The organism is Caballeronia sp. 11_S32 (genome assembly GCF_056930355.1).
Window position 1 is genome coordinate 1601805 of sequence record NZ_JBXOWH010000003.1, and the last position, 25386, is coordinate 1627190.

Genomic DNA, 25386 nt, shown 5'->3' on the forward strand with positions numbered 1-25386 from the left:
GTGACGCGGCCTCTTTCCGAAGCGGAAGGAGGCCCGCGTGCAACCCAGGAGACACTAATAATGAGTCAAGCGATCGAAGTCAAAGTGCCGGACATCGGCGATTACAAGGACGTCCCCGTGATCGAAGTGCTGGTCAAGGTGGGCGACACCGTGGAGCCCGAGCAGTCGCTCGTCACGCTCGAATCGGATAAAGCCACGATGGACGTGCCGAGCTCGGCAGCGGGCACCGTGAAGGAAATCAAGGTCAAGGTGGGCGATGCCGTGTCCGAGGGCTCGCTCATCGTCGTGCTGGAAGGCGGCGGCGCCGCTGCCGCGCCCGCACAGGCGGCGGCGCCCGCACCTGCGCCGGCTGCCGCGCCCGCACCGGCCGCGGCTTCGGGCGGCGGTACGGTCGAAGTGAAGGTGCCGGACATCGGCGACTTCAAGGACATTCCGGTCATCGAGATCGCCGTGAAAGTGGGCGACAAGGTGGAGAAGGAGCAGTCGCTCGTCACGCTCGAATCCGACAAGGCGACCATGGACGTGCCTTCGCCCGCTTCGGGCACGGTGAAGGAGCTGAAGGTCAAGATCGGCGATACGGTCTCCGAAGGCTCGCTGATCCTCGTGCTGGAAGGCGGCGGGGCAGCGGCGCCCGCCGCGGCTCCCGCTCCCGCGAAGCAGGTCGAAGTGCCGTCGGATGCGCCCGCGAAGCCGGTGCCCGCGAAAGAGCCGCCGTCCGCGCTCGCGCAGGCGCCCGTCATGCCCGCCGGCGACGGCACGCGCACGTCGAGCCACGCGTCGCCGTCGGTGCGCAAGTTCGCGCGCGACCTGGGCGTCGATGTGTCGCGCGTGCGCGGCACGGGCCCCAAGAACCGCATCACGCAGCAGGACATCACCGCGTTCGTGAAGGGTGTGATGACGGGTCAGGGCGCCGCACCCGCGGCGGCAGCGCCCGCTGGCGCCGGCGGCGGCGAGCTCGGCTTGCTGCCGTGGCCGAAGGTGGATTTCACGAAGTTCGGCCCGGTCGATCCGAAGCCGCTGTCGCGCATCAAGAAGATCTCGGGCGCGAACCTGCATCGCAACTGGGTGATGATCCCGCACGTCACGAACAACGACGAAGCCGACATCACCGAGCTCGAAGCGCTGCGCGTGAAGCTCAACAAGGAGAACGAGAAGTCGGGCGTGAAGTTCACGATGCTCGCGTTCGTCATCAAGGCCGTGGTCGCGGCGCTGAAGAAGTTCCCGACCTTCAACGCGAGCCTCGACGGCGACAACCTCGTGTTCAAGCAGTACTACCACGTCGGTTTCGCGGCCGATACGCCGAACGGCCTCGTCGTTCCGGTGATCCGCGACGCCGACAAGAAGGGCCTCGTCGATATCGCCAAGGAAATGAGCGACCTGTCGAAGCTCGCGCGCGAAGGCAAGCTCAAGCCCGATCAGATGCAGGGCGGCTGCTTCTCGATTTCGTCGCTGGGCGGCATCGGCGGGACGAACTTCACGCCGATCATCAACGCACCCGAAGTGGCGATTCTCGGCCTGTCGCGCGGCCAGATGAAGCCCGTGTGGGACGGCAAGCAGTTCGTGCCGCGCCTCACGCTGCCGCTGTCGCTGTCGTATGACCATCGCGTCATCGACGGGGCGGAGGCTGCGCGCTTCAACGCTTTCCTGTCGGCGATTCTGGCGGATTTCCGTCGCGTCATTCTTTGATCGTGGCGCGCGCTTCGCTCTTCGTGAGCGAAGCGCGTGATCCCGCTCGACGGCGGAACCGCGCCCGAAGCACGGTTCCATCCGCTCTTCTTTAGGGGACAACATGAGTCTCGTCGAACTGAAAGTACCCGACATCGGCGACTTCTCCGATGTCGATGTCATCGAAGTCAATATCAAACCCGGCGACGCCATCGAAAAGGAACAGGGCGTCATCACGCTCGAAACCGACAAGGCCACGATGGAAGTGCCCGCCGATGTCGCAGGCGTCATCAAGGAAGTGAAGGTCAAACAGGGCGACAAGGTCAGCCAGGGCTCGGTCATCGCGATGGTGGAAACCGAGGGCGCCGCTGCTGCTGCTGCTGCTCCGGCTGCCGCTCCCGCGCCCGCCGCGGCTCCGGCTGCGGCACCGGCTTCGGGCGGCGGAACGCAGGACGTGAAGGTGCCGGATATCGGCGACTTCAAGGACATTCCGGTCATCGAAGTGCACGTGAAGCCGGGCGATACGGTCGAGAAGGAGCAGTCGCTCATCACGCTCGAATCCGACAAGGCCACGATGGACGTGCCTTCACCCGCCGCCGGCACGGTGAAGGAGCTGAAGGTCAAGGTCGGTGACAACGTGTCGGAAGGCACGCTGATTCTGACGCTCGAAGGCGGCGCGACGGCTTCCGCGGCCGCGCCTCAGAAAGCGGCGCCGGCCCCGGCCGCGGCAGCCCCGACGCCCGCGCCGCAAGCGGGCAGCTATTCCGGCGCGGCGGATGTCGAATGCGACATGCTCGTGCTCGGCGCGGGCCCCGGCGGTTATTCGGCGGCGTTCCGTTCCGCCGATCTCGGCATGAAGACCGTGCTCGTCGAACGTTATTCGACGCTCGGCGGCGTGTGTCTGAACGTCGGCTGCATTCCGTCGAAGGCGCTGCTGCACACCGCGCTCGTCATCGACGAAGCGGCTGAGCTCGCGGCGCACGGCATCAGCTTCGGCGAGCCGAAGGTCGATCTCGACAAGCTGCGCGGCTTCAAGGAAGGCGTCGTCAAGAAGCTGACCGGCGGTCTCGCGGGCATGGCGAAGGCGCGCAAGGTGCAGGTCGTGACGGGCGTCGGCACGTTCGTCGATCCGTATCACATGGAAGTGAACGGCGCGGACGGCAAGAAGGTCGTGAAGTTCAAGCAGGCGATCATCGCGGCCGGTTCGCAGGCCGTGAAGCTGCCGTTCTTCCCGGACGATCCGCGCGTCGTCGATTCGACCGGCGCGCTCGAACTGCGTCAGCTGCCCAAGCGCATGCTGGTGGTGGGCGGCGGCATCATCGGGCTGGAAATGGCGACGGTGTATTCGACGCTCGGCTCGGACATCGATGTCGTCGAAATGCTCGACGGCCTGATGCTCGGCGCGGACCGCGATCTCGTGAAGGTCTGGGAGAAGTTCAATTCCAAGCGCTTCACGAACGTGATGCTCAAGACCAAGACGACCAAGGCCGAAGCGAAGGAAGACGGCATCTACGTCACGTTCGAAGGCGAGAAGGCGCCGGCCGAGCCGCAGCGCTACGACCTCGTGCTGCTCGCGGTCGGACGCAGCCCCAACGGCGGCAAGATCGGCGCGGACAAGGCGGGCGTGGCGGTGACGGATCGCGGCTTCATCGACGTCGACAAGCAGATGCGCACGAACGTGCCGCACATCTTCGCGATCGGCGATCTCGTCGGCCAGCCGATGCTCGCGCACAAGGCCGTGCACGAAGGCCACGTCGCGGCGGAAGCGGCGCACGGCGAGAAGGCGTATTTCGACGCGATGCAGATTCCGTCCGTCGCTTATACGGATCCGGAAGTGGCGTGGGCCGGCAAGACGGAAGACCAGTGCAAGGCCGAAGGCATCAAGTTCGGCAAGGCGGTGTTCCCGTGGGCCGCATCGGGCCGCGCGATCGCCAATGGCCGCGATGAAGGCTTCACCAAGCTCATCTTCGATGAAGAGACGCATCGCGTGATCGGCGGCGGCATCGTCGGTCTGAATGCGGGCGATCTGATCAGCGAAGTGTGTCTCGCGATCGAGATGGGCGCGGATGCGACCGACATCGGCAAGACCATCCATCCGCATCCGACGCTCGGCGAATCGGTCGGCATGGCCGCCGAATTGTACGAAGGCGTGTGCACGGACCTGCCGCCGCAACGCAAGAAGTAAGCTCGCGCACTGGAAGATGTGCAAAGGCGCGCTCCTTCACGGGAGCGCGCCTTTTTATTTGCGAAGCGCAAACGCCAGACGACAAAAAACCCGGCGCAATGGCCGGGTTCTTCGTGATGCGTGCTGCGCTAAACCGGGCAGGGCCCGGCTGCAAACTTACGCGACCGACTTCTTCGTGGCGCGGGCAGCTTGCTCGGTCGCTTGCGTAGCGGCCTTCGTCGCAGCCGTGGCGGCAGCGTTGAAGTTGCTTTCGGCGATTTCGACAGCTTGCTTCGTTGCCTTGTGAACCGTTTCGTACGTCGTGTTGGCGGCGGTGATGGCCGACTTCATCACGGCGACAGCGGTTTCCGAACCGGCCGGTGCGTTCTTCGCGACGTTGTCGACGAGCGTTTGCACCTTGCGGTTTTGCTCTTCGTACTGCGCTTCCGCGACGCGGGCGAATTCGGCTTGCGTGGCCGATGCGATTTCATACAGGTGACGGCCGTACGACAGCACCTTTTCCGCGACCGGCTGGGTCAGGCTGGCTTGCAGCGCGAGGAGTTCTTGCGCATCCTTCACCGACAGCGCGCGCTGTGCGTTTTCCTGGCTTTCGGCCAGCGTGGACTTCACGACTTGCAGGTTCAGTTCGACCAGCTTCTCGACGCCTTCGAACGCCTTGTTCGTCAGACCGAACAGCGTGTCGAAGTTGGCTTTCTGTGCAGCGGCGATTTGCTCGGGGGTCAACAGCGTCATCTCAGGCTCCTGATGGCCGACCCATCAAACGCGGGTCGTGGTTTGGGTAGATCCGGCACGGTGAACCTGGCCGGCTAGGTGCAACTGCGATTGGTGCGTCGCAACATGAAGCTCATTTTAGAGATATTCCGATGGATGTCAAGCGCTTTTTGTGCGCCGCACAAAAGACCGAAATCGCTTATTAAACAAGAACTTACTTGTGACAAAACGACGCTGGAGGGAAGTCGGTGGAAACCCTAGCGGCCAAGGCGGAGTAAGGCTTTCCGGGCGGGATCGTGCGTCGTCTATGAGTGATGAAAGCACAATCGGATGAACATTTGATGTTGCGCACCCACGGAGCCGGGCCGCCGTGTCGCGCCGCAAAACGAGAGCCTTCTTAAGTTCGTCCTATTTTTAGGATGCCGCCGTACACCAAATTGTTGAAGAAACGTTAACATTTCGTCTGCCCGATTTTTCCGTGAATGTGTCCGAGGCATCCGACCTTACCTGCTTCGATTCAAGAGTCTGCCTCTTGTCCGATCTGAAGCTCGATTTTGACTAAAGTCGTGGAAAGTTTTGCCGATAGTGCGTTGGTCGCCATGAAGAAAAGCGCGCTTCGGGCAACACTGTTCCGCCCGAACGATCGTTTTTGCCGATCGAGGCGCGCTGTTGATCAGCAATATGCAATCGCGGCTTACAACTCGGTTTAACGTGTGCCGATAAGTGCTTAATATTGCTTAAATTTCGTAGCTTCACTACACTTGGCGGTACTCCTCAGCCGCCCAACAGAACACTAATGAAAACCGAAATGTTTTCGTCGTTGAAGGTGGTGCATGGCGTGGCGATGCGCTCCGCATTGTCCCTCGCCGTCTCCATCGCAGTAGCGACGTCCTTCGCAGCGGCTCCGGCTGAAGCCCTCGCAAAGACTGCCACCGCAACCAAGACCGCAAAGAAACCCGCCACGGCTGAAAAACCGGCGCGCGTGGCCAAGACCGTGCTCAAGGCGCCGAAGCCGGTGAAAGCCGCAAAGGTCGCCGCTGCCGATGACGACGATGACGCGCCGCGGGTCTCGCGCAAGCGCCGTGCGTCGTACCGGATGGAGCCGCACGCGCGCCGCGCCGCGGTGCATGCGGTCGCGTTCCAGCCGCGTTCGCCGTCCGTCGGCCAGGCGTTCGGCCTGCACGACACGCCCGACAGCCTCGCGCTGCGCTCGAGCGTCGCGTATGTGGTCGATCAGAACACGTCCGAAACGCTCTTCGACAAGAACTCGCGCGCCGTCGTGCCGATCGCATCGATCACCAAGCTGATGACGGCAATGGTCGTGCTCGATTCGCACATGCCGCTCACCGAAGACCTTTCCGTCACCGACGAAGACCGCGATTACGAAAAGTTCACCGGCTCGCGCCTCGCCGTCGGCTCGGTGCTCAATCGTGAGGACATGCTGCATATCGCGCTGATGGCCTCGGAGAATCGCGCGGCGGCTGCATTGTCGCGCTACTACGCCGGCGGCCGTCCGGCGTTCATCGCCGCGATGAACGCGAAGGCGAAGTCGCTCGGCATGACCGACACGCACTTCGAGAACTCGACCGGTCTCACGAGCCAGAACGTGTCGAGCGCGCGCGACCTCGTGAAGATGGTCAACGCGGCGTATCAATACCCGCTGATCCGCAAGTTCTCGACCGACCGCAGCTACGATGTCTTCACCGGCAAGCGCAATCTCGCCTACAACAGCACGAATGCGCTGATCCGCAATGCATCGTGGGATATCGGCCTGCAGAAGACGGGCTTCATCAACGAAGCGGGCGAGTGCCTCGTGATGCAGGCGAACGTGAATGGCCGCCCCGTCGTGATCGTGCTGCTCGATTCATACGGCAAGTACTCGCGCTTCGCCGATGCCGGCCGCCTGCGCTCGTATCTCGATACGCTCGGCGAGCCGCACATCATGAGCGCCGACATGGGTACCGGCGCGAATCCGTAAGCCTTAGCCGGCCGCCGCTGAAAAGCAAACGGGCTTCGTCGCAAGACGAAGCCCGTTTTTTCATGCCGCGTGCATCAACGTTGCGCGTGCTGAGCCTGTTGCGATTCGATCACCGCTTCTTCAGGGCGATAGCCCAGCGAGCGCGAAATTTCGAGCGCGGTATGGCTCAACTGCTTGAGCCACGCGTCCTGCAGACGATCGGCCGGCGCCGACAGCGACAGCCCGGCGACGAGCCGCCCCGTGTCGTCATAGATGCCCGCCGCGATGCAGCGCACACCCAGTTCCAGCTCTTCGTTGTCCCGCGCGCACGCCTGCTGGCGCACGTGCGACAGTTCGCGCTCGAGCTTGCCGAGATCGGTGATGCTGTTCTGCGTGTGGCCCGAGAGGCCGGTGCGCATCGCGTAGGCGCGCACACGCGAGGCTTCGTCGGCGGCGAGGAAGAGCTTGCCGACCGAGGTCAGATGCAAGGGCGCACGCCCGCCGATAGCGCGCACGACCTGCATGCCCGAGCGCTCGGAATACGCGCGCTCGATATAGACGATCTCGTCGCCCTGGCGCACCGACAAGTTGACGGTCTGTCCCGTCTGCCGATGCAGTTCGCGCATCGGCGGCATCGCGGCTTCGCGCACCGAAAGGCGCGCCTTCACCAGATTGCCGAGCTCGAGCAGGCGCATGCCGAGCCGGTACGTGCCGGGATCGGAGCGGTCGACGAGGCGGCACAGCACCATGTCGTTCAGGATCCGATGCGCGGTGGACGGATGCAGATCGGTGCTCTGGGCGAGCTCTTTAAGGCTGACGGGGTCAGTGTGATCGGCGAGGGCGTCGAGAAGACGCATCATGCGCTCGATCACCTGGATGGAGGTTTTGGAGTCCGGGTTCGTATCGCTCATCGTGAAAAATCGGTTGATGCGTCAAACAGCGGAACAGCAATTGTATCTCATAATGTGAAAAAAGCGAACGCTGCCAAGAAACAATGAGCTTGCAGGTGGCGCGTGCGGAGCGCGCGAGCGCCGTCGTGTGGGACTTTTCGCGGATAATCGGCGTGCGTTCATCACTTCTACAAAACAGGAAACGCCCCCAATGCGAGTCGGACTATTCGTCACGTGTCTCATCGACATGATGCGCCCCGAAATCGGCTTCTCGGTCATCAAGCTGATCGAGCGCGCGGGCTTCGAAGTCATCGTGCCGCCGTCGCAGACCTGCTGCGGCCAGCCTGCCTATAACTCGGGCGATCGGCCGCTCGCCCGCGATCTCGCCGAGAAAACGCTGAGCGAGTTCGAGCAGTTCGATTACGTCGTCGTTCCGTCGGGTTCGTGCGGAGGCATGATCCGCGCGCATTACGGCGATCTTTTTCGCGACGATCCGCAATTGATGAACCGCTTCGCGCGCCTGCAGCCGCGCGTGTTCGAACTCACGGATTTTCTCGTGAACGTCGCGAAGGCGCGTATGGAGCCGGGGGCCTTCGACGGCATGGTGACGTATCACGATTCCTGTTCGGGCCTGCGCGAGCTGGGCGTGAAATCGCAGCCGCGCGAGCTGCTCGCCCAGGCCGGCGTGGCGGTCACGGAGATGAGCGGCTGCGAGCACTGCTGCGGTTTCGGCGGCACGTTTGCCGTGAAGTACGGCGATATCTCGACGGCGATCGTCGACGAGAAATGCGCGAACATCAAGGCGAGCGGGGCGGAGGCCGTCGTGCTCGGCGACCTCGGCTGCATGCTGAACATCGAAGGGCGCCTGCGCCGCACCGGCGACACCTCGACGCGCGTGCTGCATATCGCGCAGGTGCTCGCGGGCGATGTGCAGGGCCGCGCCTGAGCGTATCCGAAAAGAGAGACCTCACATGCAAGTCCAGACGATGCATTTCAAGGCGCGCGCCGCCAGCAAGCTCGCCGACGAGCGCCTGCAGCAGAACCTGACGAAGCTCTCGACCAAGTTCGTCAGCGCGCGGGCGAGCGCGGTGCGCGACATCGACTTCGAAGCGACCCGCGCCGCGTTGAAGGAGCGCCGCAACCGCGCGCTCGACAATCTCGACGTGTGGCTCGAAACCTTCGAGCGCGAGGCGACGCGGCGCGGCGCCACGGTGCTGTACGCCGAATCGACCCAGGACGCGGCGCGGCTCGTCGCGGATATCGCCCGCAAACACGACGTGAAGAAGGTCATCAAGACCAAGTCGATGGTCTCGGAAGAGATGCAGTTGAATCGCGTGCTCGGCGAGATGGGCGTGCAGTCCATCGAAACCGATCTCGGCGAATACATCCTGCAGATCAACGACAACGAGCCGCCGAGTCACATCATCGCGCCGGTCGTGCACAAGGATAAGGAGCAGATCGCCGATCTCTTCGCGAAGACGCACAACAAGCCGCGTCTGACCGACATCCCCGAAATGACGCGCGAAGCGCGCGAAGTGCTGCGGCCGCATTTCATGTCGGCGGACATGGGCGTGACGGGCGGCAACTTCCTGATCGCGGAGACGGGATCGGTGGCCGTCGTCACGAACGAGGGCAACGAAGGCATGTGCACGGTGATGCCGCGCGTGCATGTCGCGGTGACGGGCATCGAGAAGGTCCTGCCGACGCTCGAGGATCTCGCGACCGCGATGCGTCTCTTGCCCCGTTCGGCGACCGGACAGACGATCTCCAACTACTTCTCGCTGTTGACCGGTCCGCGCGCGGTCGGCGAAACGGACGGTCCCGAGCATATGTACTTCGTGCTCGTCGATGGCGGGCGCACGGGGCTTATCGGCGGCGAGTTTCAGGAGATGCTGCGCTGTATTCGCTGCGGCGCGTGCATGAACCATTGCCCGGTGTATCAGAAGATCGGCGGGCATGCGTACGGCTGGGTGTATCCCGGTCCGATGGGCTCGGTGCTTACGCCGGCGTATGTCGGCATCGATCGCGCGCTCGATCTGCCTCAGGCCGCGACGCTTTGCGGCGAGTGCAACAGCGTCTGTCCGGTGGGCATCCCGCTATCGGACCTGTTGCGCAAGCTGCGCGAGAAGCAGATGGAGCGGCGGCTGCGTCCCCGCAACGAACGCGTGGCGCTCGCGCTGTGGGGTTATCTGGCGAAGCGTCCGGCCGTGTACGCGCTCTTCACGAAGCTCGCGGTGCGCGTGCTCGAACGCATGGGCGGCGACAAGAAAGCGATTTCGCGCCTGCCGTTCGGCGCGGGATGGACCGCGACCCGCGATATGCCCGCGCCCGTCGGGCGCACGTTCCGCGAGCTTTACAAGGCGCAGCACTCGCATCTGGGTTAGAGCAAGGCCGCGCCAGTTCATGCGATCTGGCGCGGCCCGTTTCAACCGCCGTATCGGCCGATAAAGCCGCGGGAGTTCCCGCTGTTGCCGCTGTTGCCGCCGTTGTCGCGATTGCCGCCGTTGGCCGACGGCGGCGGGGCGCGATTCGGCCCCGGGGGCTGTCCGCCGACCGCTTTCGGCAGCGGCGCGCCGCCGCCTGCTTGCGGCGGTGGGCCGTTCGGGTGTCCGCCGCCGCCACCGCCCGCTTGCGGCGGCGGTCCGCCGGATCCGTGATCGTGCGGCGGCCGGCCGCCATGCCACCCGCCCGGCGGCGGACGACGCCAGCCCGGACCGTCATCCCAGTAACGTCTCGGTCCCGGACCGTAGTACGCCGGGCCATTGTAGTAACCGCCGCCGATGACGACGCCCGGCTGAACGACCGGCGGGCCGCCGTAGTACGCGTAGCCGGGATCGTCATAGACACCCGGGTAGCCGCCATAGGCGTCAGGATAGGCCGCGCAGCCGCCGAGAAGCGCGACCGACGACCCAAGCAAAAGACCAGCGACTGCGAGTTTCATGATGTTGAAAAAATCTGTCGAGCCATTACTGCATAAGACAGCAGCGTCGCGCCGATGTCTCCAAGAACTTTGTAAGCCTTTATGACGGCGAGACGTCATAAAGGGGCGATGCGGTGCGTCTCTCATCCAAGACGGGCTTGTTGCTGCAAGTGCAACAATCCTTTGCTTTTCAATGGCTTTTTAAGATCGGGACGATTCCGTACCATTCGAAGCGTCCGTTAGTGGGTTTTCGACATCTGTAACCCGCCGCGACAATTCGACTAAAGGCAGTCCCATGAAAAAGACAATATCGACCTATTGGCCCGTCGCCATCCTGCTTCCGATCGCGCTGGCGTTCTGCATGCACGCGGGCGAAAGCGGCAGCGCGGCCATGCGCCACGAGGAAACCAGCGTGGCCGGCGTCAGCGCCGAACTGGCCCGCGCGATCTCGCTCGGCTTCGTCGAGGACGACGACGCGACGCCGCCTGTCGTCGCCACGGAAAAGACGCTCTGAATCATCGGCTTTCGACACGCACAAAAAATGGCGCCCCGAAAGGGCGCCATTTTTGTTCCGGCAGCAGCGGCGCGGAATTACTTCAGCACAGCGGCGACGGCGTTCGCGACGACATCGAGGTTGCGCGTGTTCAGCGCGGCCACGCAGATGCGGCCGGTGCTGACCGCATAGATGCCGAACTCTTCACGCAGGCGGTCCACTTGCGCGGCCGTCAGGCCCGAGTACGAGAACATGCCGCGCTGCTTGTTGACGAACGAGAAGTCGCGATCGACACCGCTTGCCTTCAGGCGCTCGACGAGACCGTTGCGCATCGCGCGGATGCGGTCGCGCATTTCGCCCAGTTCCTGCTCCCAGGTCGCGCGCAATTCCGGCGACGCCAGCACGGCCGCCACGATCGAGCCGCCGTGCGTGGGCGGGTTCGAGTAGTTGGTGCGGATCACGCGCTTCAGTTGCGACAGCACGCGGGCCGATTCGTCCTTGCCGGTCGTGATGATCGACAGCGCGCCGACGCGTTCGCCATACAGCGAGAACGACTTCGAGAACGACGACGACACGAACACGTTCAGTTCCGATGCCGCGAAGAGGCGCACCGCGGCCGAGTCCGCGTCGATGCTTTCCGCGAAACCCTGATACGCCATATCGAGGAACGGCACGAGATTCTTCGCCTTCACGACATCGACGATTTGTTTCCACTGGTCGTCCGACAGATCGACGCCCGTCGGGTTGTGGCAGCACGCGTGCAGCACGACGATCGTGCCCGGCGCATAGCCGTTGAGCGCGGCGAGCATGCCGTCGAAGTTCACGCCGTGCGTGGCGGCGTCGTAGTACGGGTAGTTGACCACTTCGAAGCCGGCGCTTTCGAAGAGCGCGCGGTGGTTTTCCCAGCTCGGATCGCTGATCGCGACCTTCGCGTCCGGATTCACGCGCTTCAGGAAGTCCGCGCCGATCTTGAGCGCGCCCGTGCCGCCGAGCGCCTGCGCCGTGACGACGCGTCCCGCGGCGATCAGCGGCGAGTCATTGCCGAGCAGCAGCTTTTGCACGGCGGCGTCATAGGCGGCGATGCCGTCGATGGGCAGATAGCCGCGCGGCAGCGCCGCGTCGACGCGTGCCTTCTCGGCTTCACGAACGGCGCGCAAGAGCGGAATCTTGCCTTCCTCGTTGGTGTACACACCGACGCCCAGATTGACTTTGGTCGTGCGCGTATCGGCGTTGAAGGCTTCGTTGAGGCCCAGGATCGGGTCGCGGGGAGCGAGTTCGACGGCAGAGAAAAGAGACATGATCTATCGGCAGTGAAGGAAAGACGTGCGGCAGGGTGCAAGGGAATGATGCGGGCGCGGCTGAAAAACATCGCGCGGGAAGGCGCGGCGCGCGTGGCGAAAAACGGCTGGAAACCGTTTGGCCCAGTCGCACATTGTAGCGAATCCCGCAGGGCTTTTCGGACGAATATGACGCGAATGCGTGCGCTCTTTGGCCCTTTTTTGCCGGAAAGCGCTATGGGCCGGCGATAAAAAAGGGCGCGAATATCGGTGCTTGAGTTTGACGATCCGCGCCCAACATCACGAAGACGAAGCTCCCGAATTCCCCGTCACGTCATGGCAAGCGCGTGTTTCGCGTACGACGCTAGAATGATTGTTTGCCTCAGGCGTTGACTCTCCCGATTTCTCATGTCCGATACTCTCATCGAAACGCCCGACGAACTGGACGAGTCGAAGTTCGTTACGTTCGAAGGCTCGCCGTTTCAGCTTTATCAGCCGTATCCGCCCGCGGGCGACCAGCCCGAGGCAATCAACACGCTCGTCGAGGGCGTCGAGGACGGCCTGTCCTTCCAGACCCTGCTCGGCGTAACCGGCTCGGGCAAGACTTTCACGATGGCCAACGTGATCGCGCGCCTCGGCCGTCCGGCGATCGTCTTCGCGCCGAACAAGACGCTCGCGGCGCAGCTCTACGCGGAGTTCCGCGAGTTCTTTCCGCGCAATGCCGTCGAGTACTTCGTCTCGTACTACGACTACTACCAGCCGGAAGCGTACGTGCCGCAACGTGATCTCTTCATCGAGAAGGATTCGTCGATCAACGAGCACATCGAGCAGATGCGGCTCTCGGCCACGAAGAGCCTGCTCGAGCGCCGCGACGTGGTGATCGTCGCGACCGTATCGGCGATTTACGGTATCGGCAATCCGTCGGAGTATCACAGGATGATTCTCACGCTGCGCACGGGCGACAAGCTCGGCCAGCGCGATGTCATCGCGCGCCTGATCGCGATGCAGTACACGCGCAACGAAGCCGATTTCCAGCGCGGCTCGTTCCGCGTGCGCGGCGACACCATCGATATTTTCCCGGCGGAGCACGCGGAAATGGCGGTGCGCGTCGAGCTCTTCGACGACGAAGTCGAATCGATGATGCTCTTCGATCCGCTCACCGGCCGCGTGCGCAACAAGATTCCGCGCTTTACCGTGTATCCGTCGTCACATTACGTGACGCCGCGCGACACGGTCATGCGCGCAATCGAAACCATCAAGCTCGAACTGCGCGAACGGCTCGAGTTCTTCCACAGCGACGGCAAGCTCGTCGAGGCGCAGCGGCTGGAGCAACGCACCCGCTTCGATCTCGAAATGCTCCAGGAGCTGGGTTTCTGCAAGGGCATCGAGAATTACTCGCGGCATTTCTCGGGCGCGGCGCCCGGCGAGCCGCCGCCGACGCTCGTCGACTATCTGCCGCCCGACGCCGTGATGATGCTCGACGAATCGCACGTGCTGATCGGCCAGTTGAACGGCATGTACAACGGCGACCGCGCGCGCAAGGAAAATCTCGTCGATTACGGCTTTCGCATGCCGTCCGCGCTCGACAACCGTCCGCTCAAGTTCAACGAGTTCGAGCGCAAGATGCGCCAGGCGATCTTCGTTTCCGCGACGCCCGCCGATTACGAGAAGGCGAAGACGGGTCAGGTGGCGGAGCAACTCGTGCGTCCGACCGGCCTCGTCGATCCGGAAATCGAGGTGCGTCCGGCGCGCTCGCAGGTCGACGACGTGCTTTCGGAAATCAACGCGCGCGTGGCGGCGCACGAGCGCGTGCTCGTCACCGTGCTCACGAAGCGCATGGCCGAGCAGCTCACCGAGTTTCTGGCCGATCACGGCGTGAAGGTGCGCTATCTGCACAGCGACATCGATACGGTCGAGCGCGTGGAAATCATCCGCGACCTGCGGCTCGGCACGTTCGACGTGCTCGTCGGCATCAATCTGTTGCGCGAGGGTCTCGATATTCCCGAGGTGTCGCTCGTCGCGATCCTCGACGCCGACAAGGAAGGCTTCCTGCGCGCCGAGCGCTCCCTGATCCAGACCATCGGCCGGGCGGCGCGTAACGTGAACGGCAAGGCGATCCTCTACGCCGACAACATGACCGACTCGATGAAACGCGCCATCGACGAAACCGAGCGGCGCCGCGCCAAGCAGATCGCGCACAACGAGAAGATGGGTATCACGCCGCGCGGCGTGGAGAAGCGCATCAAGGACATCATCGATGGCGTCTACAACGCCGACGAAGCCCGCGCCGAACTGAAGGAAGCGCAGGCGCGCGCGAAGTTCGAGGACATGTCCGAGAAGCAGCTCGCGAAGGAAATCAAGCGGCTCGAAAAGCAGATGATGGATCACGCCAAGAATCTCGAATTCGAAAAGGCGGCCCAGACCCGCGACCAATTGGCGCTGCTGCGACAGCGCGTATTCGGCGCGAACGTGGGCGATCACGTGAGCGGAATCGGCGGAAAGTAAGTGATATGTAAGTGTTTTTCAGGGCTTGATGCAAGAAGCGCGGCGAATCAAAAGGTTCGCCGCGCTTTTTTATCGCCGGGCGGTACGTTCCGATCCCGCGAAAAGCCTTACTGCGCCTAGGTCTGTAAGCTCGCTCAAATTGTTCCGCGTGTGGGATGATGCTAAACTGACGAACATTGAGAATGGTTCGTATTAACGTTCACGGAGTTGTGCTAGCGCGCCTCCGGTAAACGGCGGTCCGACCATTCCGACGGGAGGTGTTGCCCCGGCCGGCGCTTTCTTTTCCGGGCGCCTGGCGTGCCGGTCCGGTGTTCCAGTGGCAAGGCTCGCGTGGCACGCGCGCCAATCGATAACAAGAAGGAGTTTCTGATGGGTTCAACGTTGATGCGCGGCCTCGTCGCCGCCGCAGGTCTCACGGCGATGATGGCAGCTTCGGCCGCCGAATATCCGATCGGCAAGCAGCACATCGAGGGCGGCATGGAAACCGGCGCCGTGTACCTCCAGCCGATCACGATGGCGCCGGAAGGCATGATGCGCAAGGCGTCGGATTCGGATATCCACCTCGAAGCGGATATCCACGCGGTCAAGAACAACCCGACCGGTTTCGCCGAAGGCGACTGGATGCCGTATCTGAACGTGACGTATGAACTCACGAAGGTCGGCACGACGCAGACCGCGAAGGGCGACCTGATGGCGATGGTCGCAAGCGACGGCCCGCACTATGGCGACAACGTGAAGCTCTTCGGCCCGGGCAAGTACCACCTGAAGCTGCATGTCTCGCCGCCGACGGAAACGGGCCACATGGCCTTCGGCCGTCACACCGACAAGGAAACGGGCGTAGGCCCGTGGTTCAAGCCGTTCACGATCGAATACGATTTCCCGTTCGCGGGCATCGGCAAGAAGGGCGGTTACTGATCGTCCGAAGCGCCCGGCATCCCGGACCGGGCGCGTTCTTTCTCAGGAAGTACGCATGAAACTGAAAAGCCAGATCGTCGCGCTCGCGGTATCCGTGTTCGCTTCCGGGATCGCATCCGCCGCGGATCTGCCGACGTTCAAGCTCGAAATGAACGACGGCAAGCTCAACCCGGCTCGCATCGAAGTGCCGGCGGGGCAGCGCATCAAGATCGAAGTGCACAACATCGGCAAGGGCGCGGCCGAGTTCGAAAGCGTGCAGTTGCGCAAGGAAAAGGTGCTCGCGCCGGGCGCCGATTCGTTCGTCGTGATCGCGCCGCTGGAGCCGGGCGAGTACAAGTTCTTCGACGACTTTCATCAGACCGCGCAGGGCGTGATCGTCGCGAAGTAACGGACGCGCCGCGCGAGCGCTACATGCTGCGCGCGGCCGATTGAAGTGGAATTGCTGGAGGTTCGAAATGGGGCAGGTACTTTTCATCGTATGGCGGGAGAGCGTCGAGGCGTTGCTCGTCGTCGGCATTCTCTACGCGTGGCTGAAGAACGGCGACCATCAGGCGCGCCGCGGCCTGCCTTATCTGTGGACCGGTGTCGCCATCGGTCTGTTCGCAGCGGTGGGGCTGGCGGCCGCGCTCGTCGGTTTCACGGAAGTGCTGTCGGGCAATGCCCAGGATTACTTCCAGACCGCCATGGTGCTGATCGCGTGCGTGCTGATCGTGCAGATGGTCTTGTGGATGAAGCGCCACGGACGCACGCTGAAGCGCGACATGGAGACGTCGCTGCAAAAGAGCACGCAGGACGGGCACTGGTGGGGCATCGCGGTGCTGGTCGCGCTCGCAATCGCGCGTGAAGGCAGCGAGACCGCCGTGTTCCTGTATGGCGTCGGCTTCGGGCAGTCGGGGCATGTCGACGCGTCTCAGTATGTCGCGATCGTCCTCGGCTTCGGTCTCGCGCTGCTGACCTTCTACCTGCTGCAGCTCGGCGGCAAGATCTTCTCGTGGCGGTCTTTCTTCCGCGTCACCGAAATCATGTTGCTGTTCCTCGCGGCGGGCCTCTTCGAGACGGGCGTCGACAAGCTCATCGACATGGAAGTGCTGCCGGTCATCGTGAATCAGGTGTGGAACACGTCGTGGCTGCTCGACGATTCGAGCACCTTCGGCTCGCTCGTCGCCGCGCTCACCGGCTATCGCGCGCATCCGGCGGGGATGAACCTCGTTGCGTATGCGGTGTACTGGATCGTCATCTATCTTCTCCTGCGCCGTTCGAATCACCAGATGGCGCAAAAGCAAAAGGCGGCAAGCCGTCCAGCATGAGCTCTGTAATGCCTAGAGGCCCGGAAAACTCGGGCCGGCTTCAGCAAGCCGGCCACTGGATGCAGCGTCACGGCAGCACGATCCGCATGATTCAGTGGATCGTCGTTGCCGTGTATGCGTTTCTGATCATCGTTCCCGCCGTGATGCCGCTGCCCGACGGCTCCGCGCACCTGTGGAGCAATCTCACGCTCGCCGCGCAGTTCGTGTTCTGGGGCATCTGGTGGCCGTTCGTGCTGCTGTCGATGGTCATGCTCGGCCGCGTCTGGTGCGGCGTGCTGTGCCCCGAAGGCGCGTTGTCCGAGTTCGCGAGCAAGTTCGGCCGCGGCTGGGCGATTCCGCGCTGGATGCGCTGGGGCGGCTGGCCGTTCGTCGCATTCGGCCTGACGACGATCTACGGCCAGATGGTCAGCGTCTATCAGTATCCGAAAGCGGTGCTGCTCGTGCTCGGCGGCTCGACCGTGGGCGCGATGATCATCGGCGTGCTGTATGGCCGCGAGAAGCGCGTGTGGTGCAAGTACTTGTGCCCGGTGAACGGGGTGTTCTCGCTGCTCGCGCGTCTCGCGCCGTTCCACTACAAGGTCAACGAAGACGCCTGGCGGCGGTCGTACACGAAAGGCGAGCACGGCCATCGCGTGATTCCGATCAACTGCGCGCCGCTCGTCCCGCTGCGCAACATGAAGGGCGCCGCCGACTGCCACATGTGCGGCCGATGCAGCGGCCATCGCGATGCGATCGCGCTCACGTGGCGCTCGCCTTCGGAAGAGGTCGTCAGGCTCGGCGACAAGGCCGCGAACCCGTGGGACACCGCGCTGATTCTGTACGGCCTGCTCGGCATCGCGATCGGCGCGTTCCACTGGACCGTGAGCACTTGGTTCGTCGATCTGAAGCAATATCTCGCGGCGTGGCTCATCGATCACGACATCCTCTGGCCGCTCGACACGACCGCGCCGTGGTTCCTCTTCACGCACTATCCGGAGCAGAACGACGTCTTCTCGTGGCTCGACGGCACGATGGTCATCGGCTATATCGTCGTGACGGGACTCGTGTACGGCACCGCGCTGCTCGCGCTCCTCGCCGCAGGCACGCGCATGCTCGGCAAGTTCGATGCGACGCGTCTGCATCACCTGACGCTCGCGCTGATTCCGCTCGCGGGCTGCGGCGTGTTCCTCGGCCTGTCGGCGACGACCGTGTCGCTGCTGCGCGCCGAGCACGTGCCGCTCTGGTGGGTCACGGATCTGCGCCTCGGTCTGCTCTTCATCGCGAACGCATGGAGTGCGTGGCTCGCGTGGCGCGTGACGAGCCGCTATGCGTCGACCCTTGTTCCGCGCGCACTCACGATGGTATGGTTTATGGCTGCGCTGGCCGTCGCGGACAGCGCGTGGTACCTGATGTTCTGGGGCTTCAGCCGATAAACCGTCCACGCCGTGTCGAACGGCAACGAGAGCGAGAAGTGAGAACCAAACCTGTACTGACCGACGAAGACGTCAAGTCGATGGCCGCCGCCGCCGAGGCGCATGCGAAGGAACACAACTGGAACGTGACGATCGCGATCGTCGACGATGGCGGGCATCTGCTGCACCTGCATCGTCTGGAAGGGGCGGGCGCGAGCACCGCCGAAATGGCCACGGGCAAGGCGCGCACCGCCGTGCTCGGCCGCCGCGAGACCAAGGTCTACGAAGACACGATCAAGCAGGGCCGCACGGCGTTTCTGAGTGCGCCGATGACCGCGATGCTCGAAGGCGGCGTGCCGATCTTCGTGGGTACGGATATCGTCGGGGCGGTGGGCGTGTCGGGCGTGAAGTCGGACCAGGATGCGCAGATCGCGAAGGCGGGTATCGCGGCGTTGGGCATCGAGAACGTCTGATTCTTCCGCTGCGGTTAATCACGGCAAACAAAAACGGCACGCCTTCACAGGAAAGCGTGCCGTTTGTTCGATCATCATCGCGTGGCTTGCTCATCAAGCGCATCGCGAAAGCGCGGGAACCAAAAAAAGCGGCTTCGCTTGCTATCGACGACTGGCTGGTGTTTGCACGAAGGGGTCTGAATTCTCGCGTGCAAGTCGTCCTCGCTGGCTAAGGCCAAACACCTCTTGGCGAGGTGGTCCCCACAATACCCGGTACGTACTGCTGTTCTTGCGGCTTACTTCGTCAGGATCAGTTTGCCCAGACGCGTCGCGCGCAACTGATAGGTCTCCCCGTTATGCACAATGCTCACGTGGCTGCGCCCCTGCAACAGCGCGTCGCTCTTGAGCGAGCGCTCGCCGCTGCTTTCCGCCGCGTGGGCGACATGAACCGTCGTGACGGTGGTCGCCTTCGGGCGGGTGATCGCGGCGTCGCGGACAGCCGGGCGGCGCAGCCTGAGCGTGGAGGATCGCGGCGTGTCGGTCATGGCGAAGTGTGTGCGTTCGTTGATTCGATGGGTCTATAGTAAATGATAACTATTCCTATTTGCAAATAGACTTTCCGATTGAAGCACGACTTCTGATAGCCAGTCTCGATGCGGCCGCGAGGCATCCGCCGCCGCATCGACGCACTGTGCCAACAGCCGCTCAATGCAGCGGACTTTGATCCTGACGGCCGTGCGCGAACTGGCGAATCAGCCGCACGGTGTCGATGTCCGACTCGCGATACGCCGACTTCACGATTTCCTGCGTCTGACGCTCGTCAGGCGTTGCATTCTCGTTTTCCGGCAGCGTCGTGCTGTAGCTGAAGCGCAGGAAGAGCTGGAGCGGGTCGGGCTGCTCGATCGCCATCGTGAGCGAGCCGCCGACATATTCGGCGGTCGGCAGGATGTCGTAGCGCACGCTCGAACCGGGTGTGAGCGTCACGCGATCGCGCACGGTGGCCTGGCCATAGTGGAGCTCGCGCTCCATCGTGTCGCCATCGCGCGAGATGATGTCGCAGCTATCCAGGCCCAGCACGAACAACTGCGGCTGCTCGGCACGCAGGACGAGCCCTTCCCAAAGCTGCTCGCGCGTGAGCGACTCGACGAGCGGATTGAGCGGATCGTTGATCTGGATGAGGTGTTCGAAATTCAAGACGACGGTTTCCTTGGACGTTCGTGTGCCCGCGATGCATCACTGCGGCGTAAGTCCGGACTCGATGTGAATCGCGCCGGACAGAACCTTGTGCATCGGACACGCATTGGCAATTTGCAAGAGCCGTTCCCGCTGTTCATCGGAGAGGGCGCCCGTGAGCGCGATGCGCCGGTCGATGTTCGTGCCTTCCGCGGTGCTCTTCATCGACAACTCGACGTGCACCGCTTCGAGCGGCCATTCCTTGCGCTTCGCGTACATCTTCAGCGTGATGGACGTGCATGCGCCGAGGCTCGCGAGCAGGAGCGAGGCGGGTTCCGGTCCCGTGTCGCCGCCGCCGATACGGGCGGGTTCGTCGGCGAGCCACGAATGCGTGCCGTCCGCGAGACGGACTTGATAGTCGATGTTGCCGATGCTTGCGGTCACGGAAGGTCCGGCCATGCGTTGCTCCTGCTTTGATTGGACTGTATGAATGACAAAAACGGTGCGGCAAGAACGGTCATTGTGACGCAATGTGTCCGTTCCTGCCGCACCGCTTTGCCGATTTCGACTGCTTCGGCACTAAGGCGCCTAGTGCGTGATCGCGCCCATGCGGCCCGCCTGATAGTCGATCACCGCCTGGCGGATCTCGTCCTCGGTGTTCATCACGAACGGACCGTAGCGCACGACGGGCTCCTTCAGCGGCACGCCGCCGATCAGCAGCAGTTCCACGGGCTCGTCGCCGGCGGCGAGCGCGATCGTGTCGCTGTCGTCGCGAAAGATCACCATCTGCTGCGCGCGCACCGGCTGGCTTTGCGGGCCGTACAACGCGGTGCCCGAAAGCGGATACGCGAACACCCGATAATCACGCGGCACGGCCAGTTCGATCTTCGCGCCCGGCTTCAGCGAGAAGTGCTGATACAGGATCGGCGTGCGCGTCTCGACCGCGGCCTTCACGCCAAGCGCCTCGCCCGCGATGACCTTCACGCTGACCTTGCCGTCCTCGCTCGTCGCGACGGGAATCTGCGTCGACGGAATCTCCTGATAATGCGGCGCGATCATCTTGTCGCGCTGCGGCAGGTTCACCCACAGTTGCAGACCATGCACGCGGCCGCCCTGGCGAGTGAATTCCTCGGCGGGCATTTCGCTGTGCACGACGCCCGCGCCGGCGGTCATCCATTGCACGTCGCCGGGACGCAGCGTGCCGGAGTGGCCCGCCGAATCCTTGTGGCCGAACTCGCCTTCGAGCATGTACGTCACCGTCTCGAAGCCGCGATGCGGGTGATCGGGCGCGCCTTTGGCCTCGCCGGGCGCGTAGTCGGCGGGCCCCATCTCGTCGAGGAGAAGGAAGGGATCGAAATCCATCAGAAGACGGGTCGGAAACGGACGATGCACGACGAACCCGCCGCCTTCAACGGTGCGGGTCGCCGGAATGATGCGTTCGATGCTGCGGCTGGTGGACATGTTGCCTCGCGTCGTGAATACGGAAATAAGGGAATAGCGATAAATTTGAAACACAGAGCTATTATATGGGCCGCATTTCGCGGTAAAAGACGTCGCGGCGCAATGGATTGTCCCGCTGGCGATAACGAACCGCACGGGTACGTGCGCACACTTCCGAGTCTCACCGAGCGACCATGAAAGCCGACTCGCATGATCTGAACGATCTGATGTATTTCTCGCACGTCGTCGAGCACGGCGGATTTTCCGCTGCGGAGCGCGTGCTCGGCATCTCGAAATCGCGGCTGTCGCGGCGCGTGTCGGAGTTGGAGGCGTCGCTCGGCGTGCGCCTGCTGCAGCGCTCGACGCGCAAGCTCGCGCTGACCGAGGCGGGGCAGCTTTTCTACCAGCATTGTCAGGCGATGCTCGCCGAAGCCCAGGCGGCCGTCAACGTCGTGCAAAGCCTGCGCGATTCGCCTCGCGGCACGGTGCGCGTGAGCGTGCCGGTCACGATCGCGCAGACCTTTCTCTCCGCGGTGATGCCGGACTTCATGCATCGCTATCCGGAAGTGCGCGTCGTGATGCGCGTGACGAACCGCGTCGTCGATCTGTTCGAGGACGCGGTCGATGTCGCGCTGCGCGTGCGCTCGGAGCCGCCGGCGAGCTCGAACGTCGTCGCGCGGCCGCTGTGGCGCACGGAGCAGATGCTCGTCGCGGCGCCGTCGCTGCTCAAGTCGAACGCGCCACCCATGACGCCGGCGGAACTCGCCCAGTACGACACGATCGACATGCCTTCCGCCGACGGCCGTCACGTTTATCGGCTGATCGCGCCGGACGGCACGCGCCACGAGTTCGAGCACGAGCCGCGGCTCGTCACTGCGGACCTGTCGATGATCCGCGAGGCCGTGATGCGCGGCGTCGGCATCGCGGCGCTGCCCGAGATGATGTACGGCGCGCCGTTGCGCACGGGCCAGCTGTCGCCTGTGATGCCGGGCTGGACGTTTCCGTCGCCGCAACTCTATGCGGTCTTTTTGTCGCGCCAGGGCATGGTCCCTGCAGTGCGCGCGTTCGTGGATTTTCTCGTCGAGTCGATCGGTAGCGGCGAGCGCTTTCCTGGAGAATGTCCTGTTCACGAAAGCGCGGATCGAGAAACAGTTTGACCGCATCGGCGCTTGTCATTGATTTCTGACATTGAAGCGCGCGCTTGCGATGGACAGATTCAATTGATCGTCAAAATTCGCAGCGGTATATTGAAGCCTCCTTCGCTAAGGAGCTCCTTATGCGAAAACTGACGGCTGCTCTGATAGTTAGCCTGATAGGGTTGATTGCACTGTCCGTGTCGACCACGGCTGCTGCATGCGACGGAACTTCTGGTTCTGGCTATTCGAACCCAAAGTGACCGCCTCACCCGAATGCGCCGAGTGCGCACAAAAAAAGGCCTTCATCTGACGATGAAGGCCTTTTACTTTTGGCGCCCGGAAAGAGGGCGCCGCGTTCCTCGCTTACTTGCCGCTCTTCGGCTCGGTGACGAAGCCGATCTTGGTCAGTCCGCCTGACTGCGCCGCCGACATCAGATCGGCGACTTTCTCGTAGGCCACCTGGCGATCCGCACGCAGATAGATCTCGGGCTGCGGCGTCTGCTGCGCGGCTTGCGCGATGCGCGCGTCGAGCGTCGCTGCGTCGACCGGCTGATCGTCCCACAGCGTCGTGCCGTCGGCCTTGATCGCGATGTTGACGTGCGCGGGCTTCTCGTCTTGCGGCGCGCTGCTCGCGTGCGGCAGGTCGATCTTCACCGCGTGATGCATGGCCGGAATCGTGACGAGGAAGATGATCAGCAGAACCAGCATGACGTCGACGAGCGGCGTCATGTTGATCTCGCTCATCATGCCGTCGTCTTCATCTCCGGCGAATGGGCTCATGGCCATGATGCAAACCTCCCGGCTTACGACGCGCGCGTCGCGAGACGCAGGCTGTCGGTCGAGGCGTTGGTCGCGCGCTTGGTCGACGAGAGCTTCGAGCCCGTCACGAAGAACGCGTGCAGGCCGTGCGCGAAGCGGTTCAGCTTCGTGACGATGCCCTTGTTCGCGCGGGTGAGGGCGTTGTAGCCGAGCACCGCCGGAATCGCGACGAAGAGGCCGAACGCGGTCATGATCAGCGATTCGCCGACCGGGCCCGCGACCTGATCGATCGAGGTCTGGCCCGTCGCGCCGATGGTCAAAAGCGCGTGATAGATGCCCCAGACGGTGCCGAACAAGCCGACGAACGGCGACGTCGAGCCGATCGACGCGAGAATCGCGAGACCCGACTGCATGCGGCCGACGCCTTCGTCCATCACATCCTTGAGGCAGCGCGTGATCCAGTCGGACACGTCCATGCGGTCGTGCAGATGCGGCTGCGTCTGATGATGATGGTCCGCCGCTTCCTGGCCGGCGAGCGCGAGTGCGAGGAACGGGTTGTCCGCCGCGCTCGACGACTGGCTGCCGAGCTTCTTGATACCGTCGTTGAAGTCGTCGGAGTGCCAGAAGGCCTGCTCGGCGTTCTTGGTCAGGCGCTTCAGGCGCACGACGTTCCACGCCTTCACGACGATCACCGTCCACGAAAGCACCGACATGATGACGAGCGCGAGGGCGATGCCCCGCGTCACGAAATCGCCTTGCGCCCAGACGTGCGCAATCCCGTAGTTTTCCATTTCTCGTTCCTTCCTTGTATCTGATTAAACCGGTCAGTCGTTCAGACTGAAAACAAATGGGACCGTGGCGGTCGCGCGAATCGCTTCGCCATTTTCCTTGTAGGGGCTGCACGCGCTGCCCCGCACCGCGTCGAGCGCCGCGTCATCCAGCCGCGACGAGCCGCTGCTCTTTTGCAGCGTGACGTTTTCGATCTTGCCCGCGAGGCCGACCGTCAGGCGGACGACGGCCGTGCCCGTTTCGCCGCGGCGCTTGGACATTGCCGGATAGTCAGGCTGTGCGATGTTGCAGCTCAGACGCGCGACGTTCTTCGGTGCGGCGAGATCCATGCTCGGCTTTCCGATGGCCGGAGCAGCAGGCGGCGGCGCGGGTTGCGCCGGCGCGGGCGGTGTCGGTTCCGGCGCGGGCGCCGCGATCTGCGACGGCGCTTCGGTCACCGGCATCGGCGTGGGCTTCGGCTCGATCTTCGGCTTGACCTTCGGTTTGGGTTGCGGCTTCGGGACCGGTTGCGGCACCGGCTTGGGCGGCGGCGTTTCGACTGCAACGGGTTGCGGCGCCGGCTGCGGCGTCTCGCTGATGAGCTGCGCGGTAATCGACTTGGCTTCGATCGGACGCGGCAGCGGCTCGTTGCGCATCGACAACGCAGTGCCCAGCAGCGCAGCGTGAATCACGACGACAGCGGCGCACGCCGCGATCACGCGCGGATTCGCGTTCGATGCCGGGGCCGTCCGGAGAGCTGCGGGAGAAAGGGTCGGGGACTGCATTGTTATTGGCTGCTTGTGGTGCTGCGTGAGTTCTTGCTGATGGCGCGGCCTTCCAACTCGAGGTCCAACGACTGCACAAGCGCGGCGCGGAAGAAACCTGACGACGTCATTTTCGGAAAATAAGCAGGGAGATAAACAGGGTGGCCACGAAACCGATAAGCAATTCCATCTTTCCCTCCAGGGGTAAAAGAGTTGCGCGGCTGGCTAAAGTGACCGGATGCCCGAGTGACCGGATGCTCGAAGGTAACCTGGCTTGCGAAGGCGGTAAGACGACCAAACGACGCAGACGCCGTTGGTTGAGCGCGGCACGGCGGCCGCGCGGATGCATCAGGCGGCCTGGCGCTCGTAGAACGTGAGCGGCGCCACCATGTCACGCTGCTCGACGCCGCAGCGCGACGCGCACACGCCGCTTTCCGCCATTACGTCGCGAACGCTCGCCTCGCACTTGCCGCAGCACATTGCTACGCCGAGCTCGAACTGAAGTTCGTCGAAGGAGTCCATTCCCTCGGCGATGGCGGCTCGGATCTTTCGGTCAGACACTGATTTGCAGACACAGACAATCATGATCGTTCGCGATAGCTAGCGTTAATGCGAATTATTATCATTCGTCATGAGCGCGTTTGCAAGCGGGCCACTGTGTTTTTTGTAACAGAGTGA

26 protein-coding genes are annotated in these 25386 nt (G+C 63.3%); 13 read left to right on the forward strand and 13 right to left on the reverse strand.

The window, feature by feature from the left end; genetic code table 11:
• Positions 1–60: 60 nt before the first annotated feature.
• Complete coding sequence (aceF, locus tag AC1Z32_RS19000; RefSeq protein ID WP_483480059.1) at positions 61–1686, forward strand: dihydrolipoyllysine-residue acetyltransferase; 1626 nt, start codon at positions 61–63, stop codon at positions 1684–1686.
• Positions 1687–1789: 103 nt separating this feature from the next.
• Positions 1790–3850: a dihydrolipoyl dehydrogenase gene (gene lpdA / locus AC1Z32_RS19005; RefSeq protein ID WP_483480060.1), complete on the forward strand. Its 2061-nt coding sequence runs from the start codon at positions 1790–1792 to the stop codon at positions 3848–3850.
• A gap of 156 nt (positions 3851–4006) precedes the next feature.
• Here lpdA and AC1Z32_RS19010 read toward each other — a convergent pair whose 3' ends face one another.
• Both AC1Z32_RS19010 and AC1Z32_RS19015 read right to left on the reverse strand, forming a co-directional pair.
• Entirely contained in the window at positions 4007–4582 is a 576-nt protein-coding gene (locus tag AC1Z32_RS19010) for a phasin family protein (RefSeq protein ID WP_008350468.1), read from the reverse strand.
• Positions 4583–5335: 753 nt separating this feature from the next.
• A complete protein-coding gene (locus AC1Z32_RS19015) occupies positions 5336–5551 on the reverse strand; it encodes a hypothetical protein (RefSeq protein ID WP_483480061.1) in 216 nt (71 codons plus the stop codon).
• Between AC1Z32_RS19015 and pbpG the strand changes: the two genes are divergently transcribed.
• A complete protein-coding gene (pbpG, locus tag AC1Z32_RS19020; RefSeq protein WP_483480062.1) occupies positions 5544–6539 on the forward strand; it encodes a D-alanyl-D-alanine endopeptidase in 996 nt (331 codons plus the stop codon). The two genes, AC1Z32_RS19015 and pbpG, sit on opposite strands and share 8 nt — an antisense overlap.
• Positions 6540–6613: 74 nt before the next feature.
• Here the strand turns inward: pbpG and AC1Z32_RS19025 are convergent, their stop codons facing one another.
• Positions 6614–7429 (reverse strand): IclR family transcriptional regulator, encoded by an 816-nt coding sequence (locus tag AC1Z32_RS19025; protein ID WP_483480063.1) that lies wholly within the window; start codon positions 7427–7429, stop codon positions 6614–6616.
• A gap of 190 nt (positions 7430–7619) precedes the next feature.
• Here AC1Z32_RS19025 and AC1Z32_RS19030 point away from each other — a divergent pair, with 190 nt between their 5' ends.
• Together AC1Z32_RS19030 and AC1Z32_RS19035 are read left to right on the forward strand one after the other, a co-directional pair.
• Positions 7620–8354: a (Fe-S)-binding protein gene (locus AC1Z32_RS19030; RefSeq protein WP_483480064.1), complete on the forward strand. Its 735-nt coding sequence runs from the start codon at positions 7620–7622 to the stop codon at positions 8352–8354.
• Between the two features lie 25 nt (positions 8355–8379).
• A complete protein-coding gene (locus tag AC1Z32_RS19035) occupies positions 8380–9792 on the forward strand; it encodes a LutB/LldF family L-lactate oxidation iron-sulfur protein (RefSeq protein ID WP_483480065.1) in 1413 nt (470 codons plus the stop codon).
• Positions 9793–9833: 41 nt separating this feature from the next.
• Here the strand turns inward: AC1Z32_RS19035 and AC1Z32_RS19040 are convergent, their stop codons facing one another.
• Positions 9834–10349 (reverse strand): hypothetical protein, encoded by a 516-nt coding sequence (locus AC1Z32_RS19040; RefSeq protein WP_483480066.1) that lies wholly within the window; start codon positions 10347–10349, stop codon positions 9834–9836.
• 274 nt (positions 10350–10623) lie between these two features.
• On the opposite strand from AC1Z32_RS19040, the gene AC1Z32_RS19045 reads away from it, so the two are divergent.
• On the forward strand, positions 10624–10842 hold the full coding sequence (locus tag AC1Z32_RS19045) for a hypothetical protein (protein ID WP_483480067.1): 219 nt from the start codon (positions 10624–10626) through the stop codon (positions 10840–10842).
• A 77-nt stretch (positions 10843–10919) separates the two neighbouring features.
• Here the strand turns inward: AC1Z32_RS19045 and AC1Z32_RS19050 are convergent, their stop codons facing one another.
• Positions 10920–12119: an amino acid aminotransferase gene (locus AC1Z32_RS19050; protein WP_483480068.1), complete on the reverse strand. Its 1200-nt coding sequence runs from the start codon at positions 12117–12119 to the stop codon at positions 10920–10922.
• 387 nt (positions 12120–12506) lie between these two features.
• Between AC1Z32_RS19050 and uvrB the strand changes: the two genes are divergently transcribed.
• The 6 genes from uvrB to AC1Z32_RS19080 all read left to right on the forward strand — a co-directional run bounded on the left by uvrB (position 12507) and on the right by AC1Z32_RS19080 (position 18689).
• Positions 12507–14603: an excinuclease ABC subunit UvrB gene (gene uvrB / locus AC1Z32_RS19055; RefSeq protein WP_483480069.1), complete on the forward strand. Its 2097-nt coding sequence runs from the start codon at positions 12507–12509 to the stop codon at positions 14601–14603.
• Between the two features lie 369 nt (positions 14604–14972).
• Positions 14973–15518 (forward strand): iron transporter, encoded by a 546-nt coding sequence (locus AC1Z32_RS19060; RefSeq protein ID WP_483480070.1) that lies wholly within the window; start codon positions 14973–14975, stop codon positions 15516–15518.
• A gap of 55 nt (positions 15519–15573) precedes the next feature.
• Positions 15574–15906, forward strand: coding sequence for a cupredoxin domain-containing protein (locus AC1Z32_RS19065; protein WP_483480071.1), 333 nt, complete (start codon positions 15574–15576; stop codon positions 15904–15906).
• Positions 15907–15973: 67 nt separating this feature from the next.
• A complete protein-coding gene (locus AC1Z32_RS19070) occupies positions 15974–16825 on the forward strand; it encodes an FTR1 family iron permease (RefSeq protein WP_483480072.1) in 852 nt (283 codons plus the stop codon).
• Positions 16822–18237 carry a 4Fe-4S binding protein gene (locus tag AC1Z32_RS19075; protein ID WP_483480073.1) on the forward strand — a complete coding sequence of 472 codons (1416 nt, stop codon included), beginning with the start codon at positions 16822–16824 and terminating at the stop codon, positions 18235–18237. Before AC1Z32_RS19070 ends, AC1Z32_RS19075 begins: the two co-directional genes overlap by 4 nt.
• A 38-nt stretch (positions 18238–18275) precedes the next feature.
• The gene (locus AC1Z32_RS19080) at positions 18276–18689 is read left to right on the forward strand and encodes a GlcG/HbpS family heme-binding protein (RefSeq protein WP_483480074.1); all 414 of its coding nucleotides are present in this window, start codon (positions 18276–18278) and stop codon (positions 18687–18689) included.
• 275 nt (positions 18690–18964) lie between these two features.
• Here AC1Z32_RS19080 and hemP read toward each other — a convergent pair whose 3' ends face one another.
• From hemP to AC1Z32_RS19100, 4 genes are all read right to left on the reverse strand, one after another.
• Positions 18965–19213, reverse strand: a complete 249-nt coding sequence (gene hemP / locus AC1Z32_RS19085) for a hemin uptake protein HemP (protein ID WP_483480075.1) — start codon at positions 19211–19213, stop codon at positions 18965–18967.
• A gap of 160 nt (positions 19214–19373) precedes the next feature.
• A complete protein-coding gene (locus AC1Z32_RS19090; RefSeq protein ID WP_483480076.1) occupies positions 19374–19862 on the reverse strand; it encodes an SRPBCC family protein in 489 nt (162 codons plus the stop codon).
• A 39-nt stretch (positions 19863–19901) separates the two neighbouring features.
• On the reverse strand, positions 19902–20300 hold the full coding sequence (locus AC1Z32_RS19095) for an OsmC family protein (protein ID WP_483480077.1): 399 nt from the start codon (positions 20298–20300) through the stop codon (positions 19902–19904).
• A gap of 129 nt (positions 20301–20429) precedes the next feature.
• Positions 20430–21302 carry a pirin family protein gene (locus AC1Z32_RS19100; protein ID WP_483480078.1) on the reverse strand — a complete coding sequence of 291 codons (873 nt, stop codon included), beginning with the start codon at positions 21300–21302 and terminating at the stop codon, positions 20430–20432.
• 173 nt (positions 21303–21475) lie between these two features.
• Between AC1Z32_RS19100 and AC1Z32_RS19105 the strand changes: the two genes are divergently transcribed.
• Positions 21476–22438: a LysR family transcriptional regulator gene (locus AC1Z32_RS19105; RefSeq protein ID WP_483480079.1), complete on the forward strand. Its 963-nt coding sequence runs from the start codon at positions 21476–21478 to the stop codon at positions 22436–22438.
• A gap of 342 nt (positions 22439–22780) precedes the next feature.
• On the opposite strand, the gene AC1Z32_RS19110 is transcribed toward AC1Z32_RS19105, so the two are convergent.
• From AC1Z32_RS19110 to AC1Z32_RS19125, 4 genes are all read right to left on the reverse strand, one after another.
• Positions 22781–23203 carry an ExbD/TolR family protein gene (locus tag AC1Z32_RS19110; protein ID WP_483480080.1) on the reverse strand — a complete coding sequence of 141 codons (423 nt, stop codon included), beginning with the start codon at positions 23201–23203 and terminating at the stop codon, positions 22781–22783.
• A gap of 17 nt (positions 23204–23220) precedes the next feature.
• Positions 23221–23967: a MotA/TolQ/ExbB proton channel family protein gene (locus tag AC1Z32_RS19115; RefSeq protein WP_483480081.1), complete on the reverse strand. Its 747-nt coding sequence runs from the start codon at positions 23965–23967 to the stop codon at positions 23221–23223.
• A 33-nt stretch (positions 23968–24000) separates the two neighbouring features.
• Positions 24001–24729 carry an energy transducer TonB gene (locus tag AC1Z32_RS19120; RefSeq protein ID WP_483480082.1) on the reverse strand — a complete coding sequence of 243 codons (729 nt, stop codon included), beginning with the start codon at positions 24727–24729 and terminating at the stop codon, positions 24001–24003.
• Between the two features lie 327 nt (positions 24730–25056).
• Positions 25057–25293 carry a (2Fe-2S)-binding protein gene (locus AC1Z32_RS19125; RefSeq protein WP_062606598.1) on the reverse strand — a complete coding sequence of 79 codons (237 nt, stop codon included), beginning with the start codon at positions 25291–25293 and terminating at the stop codon, positions 25057–25059.
• Positions 25294–25386 lie beyond the last annotated feature (93 nt).